This is a genomic window from Saccharomonospora sp. CUA-673, assembly GCF_001942305.1.
Classification (GTDB): Bacteria; Actinomycetota; Actinomycetes; order Mycobacteriales; family Pseudonocardiaceae; genus Prauserella.
The window spans coordinates 1-16,281 of the sequence record NZ_MKKE01000059.1; the positions used below are offsets into that span (position 1 = coordinate 1).

Below are 16,281 nucleotides of genomic sequence, written 5' to 3' on the forward strand. Positions count from 1 at the left end.
CGCCTGCTTGTCCAGGTCGTCGAGGGCGTTCTCGAGGCGGGACTCGTAGGCGGTGTCCACACCCTGCGCAATGTCCGGCGACTGGGCACCGATCGCCACGTTCACGCCACACGAGGCGCCGTCGAAACCCTTCTCCGACGAGTCATAACCGATGTCGAGCACCGCCTGCCGAGCCAACGCGTTCACATCCACGTTCGCCGCCGTCGTGACCTCACCAGCCACATGAATCTGACCCGTGGTCACCAACGTCTCCACCGCGACACGCGACCGCGGATCCTGCGACAACATCGCATCCAAAATCGTGTCGCTGATCGCGTCACAAATCTTGTCCGGGTGACCCTCGGTCACGGACTCACTGGTGAACAGCCTGCCTGTAGCCACAATGCTTCCTTCTCGTCGACGGGAGCGGTCTTACTGGTGTTTCCTGTCTGGGCGCCTCTGGCGCCGGGTCACGCCTTGACGTGGAAGATGCCCCACGCGAGGTTGCCCGAGTTGCCTCCGGCGACCCAGTTCTTGAGGCCGGTCTTCATGCGCTCGCGGTACTCCTTGCTGATGGTGTTGGCCAGCTCGTCCTCACGGCTCTCGAGCTCGCCCAGGACGCGACCGTAGTGGCGCGCGACCTGTTCGGTGTGGTCCTCGAACTCCACCACGTCCAAACCGAGGCGGGTCAGCTCCTTCTTGTAGAAGGCCGGGGAGCCGAGGCTGTCGAGGTGCAGTCGGTCGAGGATCGGCTGCAGCGACGAGGGGTCGCAGTCGTCGGCGGCCATCGGGTCGGTGAAGACCATCTGGCCGTCGGTCTTGAGGACGCGGACGGCCTCCTCGACGACGCGGACGCGGTCACCGCTGTGCAGGATCGCGTCCTGCGACCAGACGACGTCGAACTCGTTGTCGTTGAACGGCAGGTTCTCGAAGTCGCCGTCCACCACGTCGATCAGTTCGGCGAGCCCGGCGTCCTTGTTGAACTGCCGGTTCCGCTCGTTTTCCACTTCGGAAAGGTTCAGGCACGTGACCTTGACGCCGAAGGTCTCGGCGAGGTACCGCGCGGCGCCACCGTATCCGGCGCCGATGTCGAGCACCTTCTGGCCCTTCTGAAGGTCGAGCTTCTTGGCCATCTGCTCCACGGTACGGCGGCTGGCCGGCGCGATGGGCTCGTCGTCCGACTGGTACAGCCCGATGTGGATGTCGGTGCCGCCCCAGATGTTGTAGTAGAAGTTGTCGGCGTCCTCGGAGTTGTAGTACTCGCGGGCCGTGTTGACCGCGCTCGAGTAGTTCGCCGCCAGCGCGCCCTCGATGTACGCCTTCGAGGCCACGTGCACGAAGAAGTCCGGCTCGTTGTCGTTGCCGTAGGCCTCCTGGAAGTCACCGTACGTGTCGACCTTCTGGAAGCCGACCTCACGCAGCAGCCGCCGCAGGTAGTTCTTACGCAGCGGGAACATGTTGAGGTGGTACAGCGAGCCGTCCGGGAACTCGTAACGGAAGCGGGCGAGCCCGTCGTCGACGTACTCCGGCTCGGCCGAGACCTGGTCGCCGCAGTAGTAGTACGTGTGCTTGCTCGAGAAGCCGTTGTCGAGGATCGAGTCGTAGTTGCGCTGGTCGATGATCAGGATGCCGTCGTGCTTGAGCACGGCGTAGAACTCGGCGAGCGCCTTGCGACGGTCGTTCTCGTCGAAGAGGTGCGTGAAGGAGTTGCCGAGGCACACGATGGCGTCGTACTTGCCCTGGACGTCCTTGCTGAGCCAGCGCCAGTCGGAGTGCACGACCTTCAGGACGTGGTCGCCGTAGGCCTTGCCGTTCTCGAACGCCTTGGCCAGCATCTCGGCGGCACCGTCGACACTGGTCGTGTCGAAGCCGGCCTCGAGCAGGCGCACCGAGTGGAAGCCCGTGCCGGTGGCGGCGTCGAGCACGGACTCGACACCGTGCTTGCGCAGCAGGTCGACGAAGAAGCTGCCCTCGCTCTCGTAGCGGCCCTTCCAGTCGATCAGCTCGTCCCACTTGTCGACGAAGCCCTCGTTGTACTCCTCGGCGTAGTGGTCGCTCTCGCGGACCGCCAACGGGTCGGAACCGAACGCCTGGTCAGGATGCGCTTCGGCCCGGCTCTTCTCCACGACTTCGGTCGGCGCATCTGTGGTGCCAGCCGCTGATTCCTGCATTACGTTCCCTCCACGTTCGGCGGATCGGTGCTTACTCGCCCGCGGCCGCCCCACCGCGCTCCGGCTCGCTGCCTCGACAGGGCAGCGGTCGATACGCCAGATGCGGCCGCGAACACGTCGGGGAAGGGCATGAAAATGCCGGGCCGACGACGCGATGTATTGATCGCGATTCAAAAATCGGCCCGCGGCGCGCACCTAATGCGCAGCCATCGTAACGCGCGTCACACCTGACGCGGCCCTTCGCCCCGACCGGACGGAATTGCGCCGTATCCGCGCTGACCCCGCGCAAACCGCCTGAGCCTCAATCTATTCACAAACTCGGCGTTCGATCAATGGGTCCATGGCGTGACGCGAATTTTCACCCCTCGTATACCGCCCGAGCGCCGGAAGGAGCACGCGACGACGACGTCGCGGACACCCGCAGGAGCAGCGTTATACGAGGTCGGAGCACCTGTCGGGGCAAGAAGGCGCGACGGGGCCGTTACACATCCAAGAGTTTTGTGACCTCCGCAACACATCGACACGTTCGGCCCAATCGTCTCTACGGAGCGTGTCTTTTTGCATGGATTGCGCCGCAGCTCTAGTCCACGAGCCTGATGAGTGATACGGACGATGAGTTCGTAGCGTATTCGGCAACGCGTTGCGCATAGCTCAACAAGAACGCCCTCGTGGAAATCTTCCGACTTCCACGAGGCGTCACGGGATAACTACCCCGGGTTGTCACAATGTTGCATCGTGATCACTTCGTGACCGTCTCGACATGGCTACGAAACGCGGAAACATGCAGGAAGGGACATTCCCCACGCCGAGCGTGACCCCAATTTCAGTGATCTTGCTCATTCCACGGTCGATTTGGATTCGTCGTTTACCGATTTCTATGACGTTGCCGACGATTCCCTGGAAAGCAGCGCCTCGGCCCTGACCGTGCCGTCGTAGCCGCCCTCGAGCGCAGGCAGGCCGAACAGCTCGCCGACTGTCGGAGCGACGTCGACCGTCCGCGCCGGCGCCGACGACGTGACACCCCGACGCACCCTGGGGTGGCCGCCGGCGACGAAGAACGGGATCGGCTCGGTCACCGGATGGCCGTGGTTACCGGGGATCGGGTTCGAGATCGGCGTCGGGTCCGAGAACCGCCAGCCCGCCTTGCAGTAGACGACGAGGTCCCCTGCCCGGTCCCCGAGGCGCAGCTCCTCCGGAGTGTGCACCGACAGCACACCCGTGACGTCCGAGGCGATCCGGCGCATCCGCTCCAGTGCCTCGGCACGCTCGGACTCCGGTCCGGTGAAGGTCAGCGCGTCGGCGCCGCCGTTCTGTGCGATGGCGACCTTGTCGGCGAGCAGATCGTCCCGGTCCATCCGCCACTGCAGCGAGATCAACCGGTGCGCGTACGACCAGTCCATCGAGTGGTCGGCGAGCACGACGACGACGCTCGTCGACCACCGACCGGATTCCTTCAGCTCGTCGACGAAGCGGCCGACCTGCGAGTCCGTCGAGGCCAGCGCGGTGTTCCTGGCCAACCGCAGCGTGGTGCCGGTCAGGTCCGCATGCCCCACCCGGTCGACGTCGCCGAAGTTCACGAACACCAGGTCCGGGTCGGCCTCGTCGACCATCGCCGACAGCGCTCGCCGGGTCGCCAGGTCCGGGGCGTGGTCGGTGATGGGCATCAACGGCGCAGGCTCCCAGCGCACGCTCGCCCGCTCCCCGAAGATCGTGTACAGGTAATCCTTGCTCAGGACGCTGCCGGTGACCCGGCCGATCCCGGCGAGCCGGTCGAGCAGGGTCGGCACGCGGATGTCGGTCGGCCGACCGAGCGTGCGCACCTCCCCTTCCTCACGGTCGTACACCGAGTTCGCCGGAACGCCGGAACGATCGGGGCGCACGCCGGTCATCATCATCACGTGGTTCGGCAGCGTCTCCATGATCGGCAACGCCCGCGCTGCGGGAAGTTCGTGCCCTCGGAGCGCAGCGCGTACAGGTTCGGCGTCAGGCGCGGTTCGATCTCGTCCGGTCGCAGCCCGTCGACCACCAGGACGTAGACGCGCACGTCCTGGGTGGGGCGCTGTCGCGGTGCCTGCGCCGCCGAGGAGAGCGACACGCCGCCCGCTGCCGACAAGGCGACCACGGCGCCGCCGGCCGTCGTCACGCGCAGGAAGTTCCGTCGGGACAGGCCGTTATCGGCGCCGTGGCTGTCACCGGCGCCGATACCGATGCCGTTGCCGTGTTCGTCGGTCATCGCGTGCCCTCCATCTGTCCGGACTCCACCGCGTCGGCGGCCGGGGCGGGTTCGCCGTTGCGGGCCAGTCGTGCGCGGGCCTCCCGCAACGCCGCGGCGCGTTCGGACTCGTCGGCCGCCTCGAAGCGCGGTGTGGCCCCGTCCATCGAGCGCGAGATGCGTTCCACCTTGTTGGTGCCGGCCAGCACCCGGTAGGACGCGGTGACCTCGGCCGAACTGTCCGGGTCGGTGCGGTCGGCGAGTCGGAACCAGTCCATCCTCGCGGCCTCGGGGGTGACCTGCAGGACCGAGAAGCCGTGCGAGTCGAAGTCGAGGTACTTCACATGCGGGTTGGCCAGCTTGATCACCGCCTCGACCACGAGGCTCAGGGTGCGCGGCGGCACCCCCAGGATCTCGTCGAGGTTGTCGCTCGTGACGGACGTGCAGACCAGTTCCGTGGCGACCGAGTCGCCGGTGAGCGGATACGTCAGTGGGTCGGCGGGCAGTTCGGTCGACCAGCCCGAGTGGATGTCGCCGGTGAGGAAGACGGTGCCGGAGATGCCGTTGTCGCGCAGTGTTCGCAGCACGCGCGCCCGGTCGGCGGTGTAGCCGTCCCACTGGTCCACATTGTACGGAACACCCTCGATCGGTCCGATCAGGTCGGTCAGGGCCGTGAACTCGCGAGTGGTCAATGTGGACGGGAACTGCACCGGCGAGATCATCACGGAGTTGCCGATGAGCTTCCACTGGGCGGTCGAGCTCACGAGCCCGGAGGTGAGCCATTCCAGTTGCTGCTCACCGGTGATCGTGCGCTCGTCGTCGTGGATGCCGCGGTCGAAGGGGTGCGCGACCTGCTTGCTGCGGTAGGTCCGGAGATCCAACATGGACAGTTCGGCGAGCGAGCCGAACTCGAGGCGGCGGTAGATGTGCCCGCCCGGTTCGTACCGCACCGGCATCCACTCGGCGTACGCGCGCTGGGAGGCCGCCAGTCGCTCGGCCCACGGCCCCTCCTCGGGTTCGGTGTGGTTCTCCGCTCCCCCGGCCCAGGAATCGTTGGCCGACTCGTGGTCGTCCCAGGTGACGGCGAAGGGCACCGAACCGTGCAGCGCCTGCGCCGCCGGGTCCGTCTTGTACTGGGCGTGCCGGCGGCGGTACTGCTCGAGCGTGATGATCTCGACCGGCGGGTCGTGCGGGCGCACCGCGCCGTCCCGTGTCTCGTACTCGTAGAGATAGTCGCCGAGGTGGATGACGAGGTCGAGGTCGCCGCGCTCGGCGAGGTGCCGGTAGGCCGCGAAATGGCCGTGCTGCCAGTTCGAGCACGACACGACGCCGAGGCGGAGCTCGTCGACGGCCGCGCCGGGGCGCGGAGCGGTGCGGGTCCGGCCGATCGGCGACACACCGTCCTGCCAGGTGAAGCGGAAGTAATACCACGTGTCGGCGGCGAGCCCGGTGGCGTCGACCTTCACCGTGTGGTCGCGCTCGGGTCCGGTCTCGACGGTGCCCTCTGCCGCGATCCGGCGGAACTCCGCATCGTGGGCCACCTCCCAGCCGACCGTCTGCCGACCGCCGATGCCCGATCCCGGGACGGCATCGGGCGACGGGGTGAGGCGGGTCCACAGGAGCACGCCGTCGGGCAGCGGGTCGCCCGAGGCCACACCGTGCTGGAACGCGGCCGGGGCCGCCGGGGCGCGAAGGCGATCGATGCGCCTCCGGCCAACGCGACCCCACCCGCCGCAGCGAGGGATCCTGCTCGTAACGCCTGTCTTCTGTTCAACATGTCCACGGGCGCAGCCTTGCGGACAAACCGCCCACCTGTCACCGGTCCAGGTGACTTCGTTCAGGAAGATTTCAACCGGATGGACAACAACTGACAGCTCGACGTGACCACCATGGTTGATGGGCTGAGCAGGCTTGTGTGAGTATCGGACAACTGCTCGCTGAGTCGGTTCGGAATGCGATCCGCATCCGAACGTACAGGAGTCGGTGTGAACCAGGTTCAGTTCGCGTTTCAGCCGCTCTACAGCCTGCACACGGGTAGCGCGGTGGCTGTGGAGGCTCTGGCGCGTCCTGCTGCCGGCCGAATAAGCGAACTGCTTGAATCGGCGATGCGCCTCGGTCGGCTCGTGCAGGCCGACGCCGGCCTCGCGGCGCGCGCGGTGCACGAGGCCCAGCGCGACGTCACCCACCTGCCGCTGCACCTGAACGTCACCGCGCTCACCGCCGCCTCGCCGGCACCCGCGCTCGAGCCGCTCCGTGCCGCGCTGCGGGAGACCGGGCGGCGCCCGCACGATGTCGTGTTGGAGGTCGGACCTCCGTTCCACTCGACGCCGCCCGCAGCGCTCCTGGCCGGCCTCGACCGGCTCGCCGCGCACGGTTTCCGGATCGCGTTCGACGGCATCGGCGCCGCCGACCTGCCGCTGAACCTGCTGGCCGAGTCGCATGCCGACATGGTCAAGCTCGACCGCAGCTCACTGGGCAAGCTGCCCGAGGACACGCCCACCGCCGCGCTGACCGAGGCCCTGGTGCATTTCGCGGATCGCACCGGGATGCGCCTGGTCGCCACGGGGGTCGAGACCGACGAGCAGCTGGCCATGGTGCGCCGGCTCGGCATCGGCCTGGCCCAGGGGCACCTGTTCGCCCCGGCGCGGCGCGGCGCCATTCCCGCGGGTGTCATCGCACCGGCCCCGAGCGGCGACTACCGCGCCTACGGCGCCGGGACGCCGGCGATCAAGGACTTCCTCCGTCCCGCACGGACCGTCGACGCCGATGCGACGTGCGAACAGGTCCGCGCGGTACTCGTCGACGACGTCACGTTGAGCGGGCTGGTCGGCGTCGACGACGACGGGCGGCCACGCTGGTCGATCGACCGCACACGGTTCCTGCTCGGGGTGACCGGCCCGTTCGGCCATGCACTGCACGCCCACCGACCCGCCGAACGCCTGGCCGACCCGCCGCACCTGATCCGCAACTCGGCGTCGTCCCTGGAGGTGCTCGATCTGGTGAGCGGCGGGCCGACCGGCCGCGCGTCCGACGACGTCGTGGTCATCGACGAGTCCGGCCGCTGCCAGGGCGTTGTCCTGGTCCACGAGCTGGTCCGGGGCATGGCCGAGGCCAAGGTCGAGCAAGCTGCCGCGCTGAACCCGCTGACCCGCCTGCCCGGCAGCGACGCCGTCGCTCGCGACGTCGACCGCCGGATCGCCGCGGGCGAACCGCTCGTGGTCGGCTGGTTGGACATCGACTCGTTCAAGAAGATCAACGACACCGCGGGCTTCGCCGCCGGTGACGACGTCATCCGCGCGATCGGACGCGCGTTGACCCGGCTCGCCACCGACCTGGGCGGCGTCACCGTCAGCCATGTCGGCGGCGACGACTTCCTCATCTCGTGCGGCCCCGACACGATCCGCCCGCTGGCCGAGGCGGTACTCGACACGCAGTGGTCGGCCGAGGGCATACCGGTGACCGTGTCGCTGTCGACGCTGTTGTGTCCGCGCCGTTCCGTGGAGTCGTACACGGAGATCTCGCGCCGACTCGCACCGCTCAAGAAGGACGCGAAGAACCTGCGGGGATCCAGCTGGGTGTGCGGCCGGCCCGACACCGCGGGGATCGAGATCCTGCGCGGTGGCCCGCAGGCGTCGGCACCCGCCGTGTGACGCGGTCCGATCGGCGCGGGCGGAAACGACCCGGTGCGACGGCCCCGGAACGGCGAGTGCCCCGATGCCGCTGGGGGTTCAGCATCGGGGCACTCCGTCCGGCGCCTGAGGCAGGGGGAACAACCACGGGCGCCGGTGGTCTGGTCGCCGTAACGCGTTAGCGAGGGTACGGAGTTCGCTGCGTGTTGCATAGGTTTGCGTTCATATGTATCGCGCGGCCGGCGGTACCGATCTCGTACCGCTCGCGGATATCCGCCGCCGCACGCAACAGCAATCCCGACAGCACTTCCGGATCGCCGGGCGGCCGGGGGTCGGCGTCGACGTCGTCCCACAGCGCCTCGACCCCGAAGGGGCCGAGGTCGTAGGCGGGGTGCACCGGGCGCCCGTCGACCGGGTCCCGCCTGCCCTCCTCGGTCTGCACCGACAGCACCGTCGCCGCGGTCGCGCCCCGCGCGTCGACGACCGTGGCGGCCAGCTCGGCGGCCCGCTCCCCCGCGTCCCCGGGGCCGGCGAGGAACAGCACCCGCTGGCGGACCTGCCAACAGCCCAGGCCCGCCGGGATCAGTCCCGGCGCGACCATCCGCCGCACCCCACGCCCTGCCAGGTCGAGCGCGGCCGCGTGGTCGGTGGCGTGCACCTGCGCGACGACCTCCGGGTCCGGGCCGCCGTGCGGGGAACCTTCGGCCGGCGCGGCGACGGGGTACATCCGCAGCAGCTCCGCCATGACCCGGGCATCGGCGTCGGTGACGGTGCCGTCGTCGTCGAGCGGCGGCCACCGCACGGGTCCGGCGATCGAGTACAGCCGTGGCGTGTCGCCGATGCGGTGGTACGGATGGGCCAGGCACGCGAGACGGAACAGTGCGTCGTCGGCGTCGATCCCCGCGCTGCGCACCACGAACTGCGCCGACCACAACCGGATGGGCCTGCCCCTGCGTCGGCGTTCCCACACCTCGACGTCCAGAGCCTCCTGACGGATACGGCACGCCTGCTCGCTCCAGTCGTGCGGTTCGAGTTCGGCGACGCACCGCCGCACGCGTTCGGCCGCACGGGCGGACCACGGCGACTCGCCCCTCCCACTGATTCCCACGCGCGGCCCCCGTCCCGATGTCTCCGGTTCTGTGCTTCGAGATGTGTAGTTCAGGTGTTCAGTTCAGGTGTTTTGTCCACGTCTGCATGTGCTGGTGGGTCGTCGACGTCGTCGCAGGTGAGCGGCCCGCTGCCGGCATCGGCCCGGTCAAGTTAGCACGAAAAGCGCACAGCGCGCTACAGAGCGCTGCCATGTGGCCGGACGCAGACCGACGCGGTGTGCCGCGTCCCACAACTTCGTGCAGCTCAGGACCGTTCTAATGTCGAAGCATGAGCGGTCCCGAACCACGCAAGTACAACCCCGAGAACAAGACGGGGTACGAGTACGAGCTGCTCGCCGAGCACCTCGCCGGGCTGATCGACAGCGGCGAGTGGGCACCGGGGCGGCGGATGCCCGGCGAACGGGCGCTGGCCGACGAGTACGGCGTCGCCCTCGACACCGTGCGCAAGGCGACCCGCATCCTGCGGGACCGCGGCCTGGTCCAGACCTTGAAGTCGAAGGGGACCTTCGTCAGCAACCCGGCGCACCCGGACTGACGTCAGCGCGCCTTCTCCGCGAGCAGCCGGACGACGGGCGCGGTGGTCCCGGCCTCGAGCACCTCGAGACCGTGTCGCCGCAACGTCGTCGCGATGGCCTCGTGACCGGGCAGGCGCACGCCCGCGACACCGGCGACCGCGGCGACGACCGTGGCACCGGGTCCGGTGTAGCCGGGCAGCAGGATCGACGCCCGCCCACCCGGGAGGAGCACCCGGGCGAACTCGGCGATCGCACGGTCGGCGTCCGGCAGCAGCTGCAGCACCATCAGACAGGTCACGACGTCGACGCTGGAGCTGCGCAACGGCAGTGCGGACGCATCCGCCCGCACGAATCCGACGTTCGGGCGCGCGTAGGCGCCCGCAGCACGCCGGAGCATGCTCCGCGACACGTCCACGCCGATCGTGAGCCCGCTCGGCCCGACGTCGCGGCCCAGGTCCGCGGTCACGTTCCCCGGTCCGCAGCCCACGTCGAGCGCGACGCCGCCCTCGGGCAGCCGCAGCCGGCGCGCGGACGGACGCAGTCCGGCGAACACCTTCCGGACTCCCGACGCCGCCGGTTCGTACACGAAGGTGCCGACCCGCGACTCCCACAGTGATTGGAAGAACCCGCTGGGGGCCGGCGCATCGCCACCGACCAGATCCAGGTACCCGTCCCGAATCTCCGGGTTGTCGGGCGGCGAGGTCAGCAGCGGCACCATGCGTTGCACGGCCTCGGGCAGCGCGGTCTCCATGGTCGCCGACCGTACCGGGTCTCCGGCTCCGGCGGCAGGCCCGCACGCCCACCTCTCGGCCCGGACGCCGAATCGACGTCACCGAAAACTTCCGCGCGGTTCGTTATCGTTCAGCAGGAGTTCATGTCCGGGAAATCGCGACAGCGCCGACACCACGCCGCGATCGGGAAAACGCGTGCCGGCCACGCCCGGGAACTGCACGGGAAACCGGTACGTCGAGCGGGAGCCATCGCAGCGAACCGCGATCAGGCGGAAATGCGGGTGTCGGCGCTCAAAACGGCGTCGACCGCCCCGGAAACGTCGCGATAGACCGGCAGCGTGTGCGCGAGACCGGTCACCTCGATCGGCCGCAGCACCGGCCGCGCCGCCGCGAGGGCCCAGGGCAGCCTGCGCGAGCGTGCCGCGCTGGAGGTCTGCAACAGCAGCGACAGCCCGGCCGCACTGAGATACCGCGTCTCGGTGAAGTCGAGGACGAGCGAACGCGCGGTGGTCAGCAGTTGTTCGAGACACGGGCGCAGCACCGATACACCGAGCAGGTCGATCTCCCCCAGCACATGCGTCACGACCAGCCCCGCGGATCGGCGCTCCACCGTCACCTCGACCCCACTGGCCGCGATCGTTCCGGCACCGACTCTCGAGCCGACAGCTGTATCCACGAAAACCCTCCCCCGACCGGACCATGCCGGCCTGTGCGCGACAGCGAATCCACACGGCAGCGAACCCACGACGGCGACCCCACGTGGCGCCGAACCCGGCGGCATCCACGCAGCGGGAACCCACGCGACGCCAAACCCGGGCGACGAAGTCTTTCCCGCCAAGAAATCCGCCGCCGTCAATCGCGAAGATGCAGCCGACGGCGGAAAACTCCGTCGGCGAAACCTCTCTGGCCAAAACGGTACGCGCGAGCCAAACGAACTGCAATACCTGGTCGTAGGTTGTCCATAGTGGACCCGGCACGGAAAGAAACTCACAAGCAGTCCGACAATCGTTTTCCGATTAATCGGACACTCGTGGCGCGGCGGTGCCGTTTACCCACCCTGGACGCCGGGTAGGCAGCGGAACCGGAGACACGGACGAAGGAGCCCGGAGTGAACCAACCCGCCCAGACCCAACAACCGCCGGGCGACACCGGCGACATGACACCCGAACCGCGCGACGAGATGTCCGATTACGAGGGCAGGGGCCTGCTGCGCGACCGCAAGGCGCTGATCACCGGCGGCGACTCGGGCATCGGCAGGGCCGTGGCGGTCGCCTTCGCCAAGGAAGGCGCCGACGTCGCCATCGCCTACCTGGACGAACACGAGGACGCCGAACACACCGCGGCGCTCGTGCGCGCCGAGGGGCGCCAGGCCGTGCTGTTGGCGGGCGATCTCGCCGACGCGACCGGTGCGGCCAGGTCGTCGCGGAGACCGTGCGCGCGTTCGGGGGTCTCGACCTGCTGGTCAACAACATCGCCACGCAGCTGAAGCTCGACGACGTGGGCGAGCTGACCGAGAAGCAGTGGATGCGCACGTTCGACGTCAACATCCACAGCTACTTCCGCGTGACCCACGCGGCGCTGGAGCACCTGCCGGCCGGCTCAGCGATCATCAACACCGGTTCGGTGAACGGCCTGCGCGGCAACGGATCCCTGATCGACTACTCGGCCACGAAGGGCGCCATCCACGCGTGGACGTATTCGATGGCCCAGGCGCTGCGGTCACGCGGCATCCGGGTGAACTGTGTGGCACCGGGACCGGTGTGGACGCCGCTGATCCCGGCGACGATGGACGCCGAATCCGTCGAAGGCTTCGGCAAACAGGCCCCGTACGGTCGGCCGGCCGAGCCCGACGAGCTCGCGCCGTCGTACGTGTTCCTGGCCTCCGAGCGGTTGTCGTCGTACTACACGGGCGAGGTACTCGCGGCACTCGGCGGGGAGACGGTGCCGGGAGGCTAAGTTCTCCCCATGGCGACCCTCGTGACCTTCCATGCCCACCCCGACGACGAGTGCATCACCTGCGGCGGCGTGATGCGCACGGCAGCCGACCAGGGACACCGCGTCGTCCTGGTCGTGGCCACCCGCGGCGAGCAGGGCGAGGTGGTCGAGGGCGTCCTCGAACCGGGTGAGCCGCTGTGGCGTCGCCGCGTGTCCGAGACCCACGCCGCAGGCGAGATCCTCGGCGCCGAGCGCGTGGAGTTCCTCGGCTACACCGACTCCGGCATGATGGGCGATCCGGCCAACGGCGAACCGGGCACGTTCTGGCAGGCCGACGTCGAGCAGGCGGCGCAGCGGCTCGCAGCGCTGCTGATCGAGGAGGCGGCCGACGTCCTGACCGTCTACGACGCACACGGCGGCTACGGGCATCCCGACCACATCCAGGTGCACCGCGTGGGGCTGCGCGCCGCCGAACTGGCCGGCACCCCCCGCGTATACCAGGCCACCCAGAACCGCGACCACATGCTGCGCGGACTGCAGGCGCTGGCCGACCACCCCGAGACCGCGGGGATCGAGCTGCCCGACATCGGCGAGGCACCCGAGTTCGGCAGCCCCGAATCGGTGCTGACGGCCGCCGTGGACGTCACGGCCCATCTCGACGTCAAACGCGCGGCCATGCGCGCGCACGCCACGCAGATCTCGGAGGAGTCGTTCTTCCTGGCGATGCCCGACGAGGCGTTCGCCTACGCCTTCGGCACCGAGTGGTTCATCCGCGCAGGTCAAGGCCCCGGGATCACCGAGACCGACCTGATGGCCGGACTACCGACGGCGCCGCCTGCCGACGACGACCGCGCCCGTCTGGGATCATGAGCCGCGTGCCGACCGAGCAGCCGACCGGCCGCGAGCGCCCGCTGATCGACCCCACCCGGGTCGAGGCCGCCGTGACGGGGCTCGGGGACCGCGAGAACGTCCAGGAGTGGGCGGACCGGTTCTCCGTGATCGCCGATCCGTCGCGGCTGACGTTGCTCGTGTGCATCCACTACGCCAAGGAGATCTGCGTCTCCGACCTCGCGGTCGCGGCGGACATGACCGACACGGCCGTCTCGCAGGCGTTGCGTCTGCTGCGCGCCCACGGCCTGGTCACGGCGCAGCGGCGCGGCCGGGTCGTCTACTACCGGCTGGCCGACGAGACGATGCACGAGCTCATCCACCGCGTCCGCCCCCACTGACCCGCGTCCCCACCGGCCCGATTTGGGAGCCGCGTCAGAAACCCACGTCGCCGTGTTGGCATTTCGCGTCGCCGTGTTGGCGTTCTGCGTCGCCGTGTTGGCACCCCACGTCGCCGTGTCAGCAATTTGCGTCGCCGTGTCAGCACCTCGCGTCGGTGTGTTGGCATTCTGTGTACCGGATCTGTGCTTGGGGGTTAGGTGTAGGAGGGCTGGACGTCGGTGACGCCTTCCCGCAATCGCGATGCGGGTGGCTGGCCGCCCGCGCCTGAGCGTAGAGCAGTTCCTCGGCCAGGATTCGCTGGTATCGCTCTACTTTCCCGTTGTGGCGCGGGGTGTATGGCATGGTCTTCTGGTGCCGCGTGCTCTGGCTGACGATCCGCGCAAAGTCCCCGGAGCGGTAGCAGGCCCCGTTGTCGGTGACGACCCGGTGGACGTGGTGCCGTGGGCGGCGAACCAGACCTTGGCTCGGGCGAGGAACGCCGCAGCGGTGGCTCCCTTCTCGTCCGGCAACGGCTCGGTGTAGGCGAGCCGGGAGAAGCCATCGACGGCGGAGTGCAGGTGGGTGTAGACGCGCTTCGTGCCGGCTGACTTCGCTCGATCGACAGTCTTGGCCTGGTCGCTGTCGCGGCCGTGGATGCGCCAGCCGCCGCCATCGGGGGGATCCGGCCGACCTTCTTAACGTCCAGATGCACCATGTGGCCGGGCCAGCGGGCGGTGATCTTCCCGGGCTTGCGGTTGTTGTTGCCGCCGGGGTCGATGAACCTTCGTCTGCCCAGCCCGAGCATGCTCAGGTGGCTGGTGACGGTGCGGCGGTTGATCGTGAATCCGAGGTCGGCGAGCTCGTCGGTGATGCGCTGGGCGGACCACTTGTGTTCACGTCGCCAGGTCTCGATCTTCTCGATGACCCAGGCTGGTGTGGCGTTCGGGCTACGGTGGGGGCTCGACGAGCGGTCGCGCAGTCCGGCATCGCCGTGCCGCCGCCATCGGTTGACCCATTTCGATGCGCAGGCGCGTGAGATTCCCATCTCAGCTGCGACATGAGCAATCGGTCTTGTGCGGCAGCGTGCGACTAGTCGCCGACGGCCCTCGACGCTGAGCGGCGCGTTCGAGTGAGTCACTGACCTCCTCGCATGCGTGTGGCAAGCTGCTGGTCGCTGGACTCGTCGGCCATATCGTCTCTTGGGGAGCGTGCGCAGGCGAGTTCGTAGCCAGCCTCCTCGACTGCGGCGCGGACATCGGCGAGGTCGAGTGCGGCGTCGCTGGCCACCGTGACTTGGCCGCTGTCGAGGTCCACTGCGACCCCGGTCACATCAGCGATGCGTTCGATCTCCTCGGTAACGAACGAGACGCAGTGCTGACACACCATGCCGGCCACGTGGTACTTGCTCTCGGTCATGTCGGCACCTCCTCGCCTTCCTGATCACCGGATTGGCTGGACTCGGCGTCTAGTTCGGCGGGTACGTCCCGGAAGAAGATCTGCTGTCGCTGCATTCGCCCGTCAGGGGCGAACACGGCAAAGACGCCGGACTCGATCGTTAGATCCTTGCCGCGGATGTGGACATACATCGTGTAGTGAGCGGCGAGCCGATTGCCGTCGGCGATGGCCTCGTGTACCTCCACCCGACTGGTGGGCTTGTTCTTGCGTAGCGGTCGAACGTGAGCGATCAACCTCTCGCGGTCCATCTGCTGGCCGTCGAAGATCTGGACGATATCCGGGGTGTAGTAGCGGTCAACTACGGCCGCCGGGTCATCGTTGCCATGCGCGATGTCGTCGTTGAAGGAACTGATGAAGTCGGCGATGAACTCCCTCGGGTTTCTGTCGTTGATGGTCACCATGGTGCTCCCGTCGGTCGATGCCTGAATCTCGAATATCTGACAACATGTAAGATATCCATGGTTCACAACTTTGACAAGGTGTATGAGATGTCTCAGTCCCAGGCGCGCAAGCGGCGTGCCGACGCGCAACGCAGCGTCGCGTCGATCGTGGCCGCGGCCGTACAGGTGCTCAACGACGACCCCGACGCCAGCATGGAAGCGATCGCGCGCGCCGCCGGCGTCACGCGGCAAACGGTCTACGCCCACTTCCCATCCAGGGACCACCTTCTGCGGGCGCTGCTCGACCGTGTCACCGCCGAAGCCGTCGCCGCGATCGACGCCGCCGACATCGATTCCGGCACTGCCCTGGATGCACTCTTCCGACTGTTGGAGGCCAGCGATCGCTCCGCGGGCCGCCACCCAGTCCTGTTGCAAACGCTTCGCGCGATGCGTCTGGACCAGAGCGCTGATGCCCAGCTCCACGCCCCTGTAGCCGACCGTCTCAGGCGAATACTGCGCCGGGGCCAGGAGACCGGCGAGTTCGACAGGCAACTAGCGACGGACTGGTTGATCGCGGCCACGATCAAGCTCGGTCACGCCTCCGGTGAAGCAGTCGGTGACGGCCGCTTGTCGAAATCGGAGGCAGACATTGCCCTGCGAACCAGCCTGCTTCGGATCCTGACTCCCGGCCAGACCCGATGACCGCAGCGGTGCTCAACGACGGCCGTCACTCCACACCGTCTAGGAGTAACGTCAATGACGCCCTGCCCCGCAACAGTTAGGTGCCTCGCCGGCGGGCAGGTCTCTGGGATGGTTGGGCGGCGTTGCCGCTGCTCCGTGTCATCCCGTCGACCTCTCGTTTCGTTTATCACGCTCCAGGCAGGGCGCAAGGTTTCGTTGTTGTGTGACGGGTTTGTTGGTGGTTGCGCCCTACCTGGAGCGTGATGGTTTCGGTT

15 protein-coding genes and 2 pseudogenes are annotated in these 16,281 nt (G+C 68.3%); 6 read left to right on the forward strand and 11 right to left on the reverse strand.

Annotation, left to right across the window (positions count from 1 at the left end; all coding sequences use genetic code 11):
* From BJF85_RS21890 to BJF85_RS21905, 5 genes are all read right to left on the reverse strand, one after another.
* A partial coding sequence (locus tag BJF85_RS21890) for an S-adenosylmethionine synthetase N-terminal domain-containing protein (RefSeq protein WP_304442324.1) occupies positions 1 to 384 on the reverse strand: 384 nt, incomplete at its 3' end.
* 65 nt (positions 385 to 449) lie between these two features.
* Positions 450 to 2,150, reverse strand: a complete 1,701-nt coding sequence (locus tag BJF85_RS21895; RefSeq protein ID WP_083666623.1) for a class I SAM-dependent methyltransferase — start codon at positions 2,148 to 2,150, stop codon at positions 450 to 452.
* An 875-nt stretch (positions 2,151 to 3,025) separates the two neighbouring features.
* Positions 3,026 to 4,069: an alkaline phosphatase family protein gene (locus BJF85_RS21900; RefSeq protein WP_255375840.1), complete on the reverse strand. Its 1,044-nt coding sequence runs from the start codon at positions 4,067 to 4,069 to the stop codon at positions 3,026 to 3,028.
* The gene (locus BJF85_RS30630) at positions 4,045 to 4,383 is read right to left on the reverse strand and encodes a twin-arginine translocation signal domain-containing protein (protein WP_255375841.1); all 339 of its coding nucleotides are present in this window, start codon (positions 4,381 to 4,383) and stop codon (positions 4,045 to 4,047) included. The genes BJF85_RS21900 and BJF85_RS30630 overlap by 25 nt, the downstream gene beginning before the upstream one ends.
* Complete coding sequence (locus BJF85_RS21905) at positions 4,380 to 6,017, reverse strand: alkaline phosphatase (RefSeq protein WP_255375842.1); 1,638 nt, start codon at positions 6,015 to 6,017, stop codon at positions 4,380 to 4,382. The genes BJF85_RS30630 and BJF85_RS21905 overlap by 4 nt, the downstream gene beginning before the upstream one ends.
* Positions 6,018 to 6,347: 330 nt before the next feature.
* Between BJF85_RS21905 and BJF85_RS21910 the strand changes: the two genes are divergently transcribed.
* Positions 6,348 to 8,012, forward strand: a complete 1,665-nt coding sequence (locus BJF85_RS21910) for a GGDEF domain-containing protein (protein ID WP_255375843.1) — start codon at positions 6,348 to 6,350, stop codon at positions 8,010 to 8,012.
* 157 nt (positions 8,013 to 8,169) lie between these two features.
* Here BJF85_RS21910 and BJF85_RS21915 read toward each other — a convergent pair whose 3' ends face one another.
* The gene (locus BJF85_RS21915) at positions 8,170 to 9,099 is read right to left on the reverse strand and encodes a hypothetical protein (RefSeq protein ID WP_139320784.1); all 930 of its coding nucleotides are present in this window, start codon (positions 9,097 to 9,099) and stop codon (positions 8,170 to 8,172) included.
* Positions 9,100 to 9,368: 269 nt separating this feature from the next.
* Here BJF85_RS21915 and BJF85_RS21920 point away from each other — a divergent pair, with 269 nt between their 5' ends.
* Entirely contained in the window at positions 9,369 to 9,635 is a 267-nt protein-coding gene (locus tag BJF85_RS21920; protein WP_075849928.1) for a winged helix-turn-helix domain-containing protein, read from the forward strand.
* 2 nt (positions 9,636 to 9,637) lie between these two features.
* On the opposite strand, the gene BJF85_RS21925 is transcribed toward BJF85_RS21920, so the two are convergent.
* Both BJF85_RS21925 and BJF85_RS21930 read right to left on the reverse strand, forming a co-directional pair.
* Complete coding sequence (locus BJF85_RS21925) at positions 9,638 to 10,366, reverse strand: methyltransferase domain-containing protein (RefSeq protein WP_075849929.1); 729 nt, start codon at positions 10,364 to 10,366, stop codon at positions 9,638 to 9,640.
* 245 nt (positions 10,367 to 10,611) lie between these two features.
* Positions 10,612 to 11,022, reverse strand: a complete 411-nt coding sequence (locus tag BJF85_RS21930) for an STAS domain-containing protein (protein ID WP_158057072.1) — start codon at positions 11,020 to 11,022, stop codon at positions 10,612 to 10,614.
* 432 nt (positions 11,023 to 11,454) lie between these two features.
* Here BJF85_RS21930 and BJF85_RS21935 point away from each other — a divergent pair.
* The 3 genes and pseudogenes from BJF85_RS21935 to BJF85_RS21945 all read left to right on the forward strand — a co-directional run bounded on the left by BJF85_RS21935 (position 11,455) and on the right by BJF85_RS21945 (position 13,510).
* Positions 11,455 to 12,302: pseudogene (locus BJF85_RS21935) on the forward strand (SDR family oxidoreductase).
* A 9-nt stretch (positions 12,303 to 12,311) separates the two neighbouring features.
* Positions 12,312 to 13,151 carry a PIG-L family deacetylase gene (locus tag BJF85_RS21940; RefSeq protein ID WP_075849930.1) on the forward strand — a complete coding sequence of 280 codons (840 nt, stop codon included), beginning with the start codon at positions 12,312 to 12,314 and terminating at the stop codon, positions 13,149 to 13,151.
* Between the two features lie 5 nt (positions 13,152 to 13,156).
* Positions 13,157 to 13,510 carry a metalloregulator ArsR/SmtB family transcription factor gene (locus BJF85_RS21945; protein ID WP_255375844.1) on the forward strand — a complete coding sequence of 118 codons (354 nt, stop codon included), beginning with the start codon at positions 13,157 to 13,159 and terminating at the stop codon, positions 13,508 to 13,510.
* A 194-nt stretch (positions 13,511 to 13,704) separates the two neighbouring features.
* Here BJF85_RS21945 and BJF85_RS21950 read toward each other — a convergent pair.
* The 3 genes and pseudogenes from BJF85_RS21950 to BJF85_RS21960 all read right to left on the reverse strand — a co-directional run bounded on the left by BJF85_RS21950 (position 13,705) and on the right by BJF85_RS21960 (position 15,346).
* Positions 13,705 to 14,628, reverse strand: a pseudogene (locus BJF85_RS21950) (IS481 family transposase).
* A complete protein-coding gene (locus BJF85_RS21955; protein ID WP_075849932.1) occupies positions 14,625 to 14,906 on the reverse strand; it encodes a heavy-metal-associated domain-containing protein in 282 nt (93 codons plus the stop codon). Before BJF85_RS21955 ends, BJF85_RS21950 begins: the two are co-directional and overlap by 4 nt.
* Positions 14,903 to 15,346: a nuclear transport factor 2 family protein gene (locus tag BJF85_RS21960; protein ID WP_075849933.1), complete on the reverse strand. Its 444-nt coding sequence runs from the start codon at positions 15,344 to 15,346 to the stop codon at positions 14,903 to 14,905. The genes BJF85_RS21955 and BJF85_RS21960 overlap by 4 nt, the downstream gene beginning before the upstream one ends.
* 87 nt (positions 15,347 to 15,433) lie before the next feature.
* Here BJF85_RS21960 and BJF85_RS21965 point away from each other — a divergent pair, with 87 nt between their 5' ends.
* Positions 15,434 to 16,027 carry a TetR/AcrR family transcriptional regulator gene (locus tag BJF85_RS21965; RefSeq protein ID WP_075849936.1) on the forward strand — a complete coding sequence of 198 codons (594 nt, stop codon included), beginning with the start codon at positions 15,434 to 15,436 and terminating at the stop codon, positions 16,025 to 16,027.
* Positions 16,028 to 16,281: the final 254 nt, after the last annotated feature.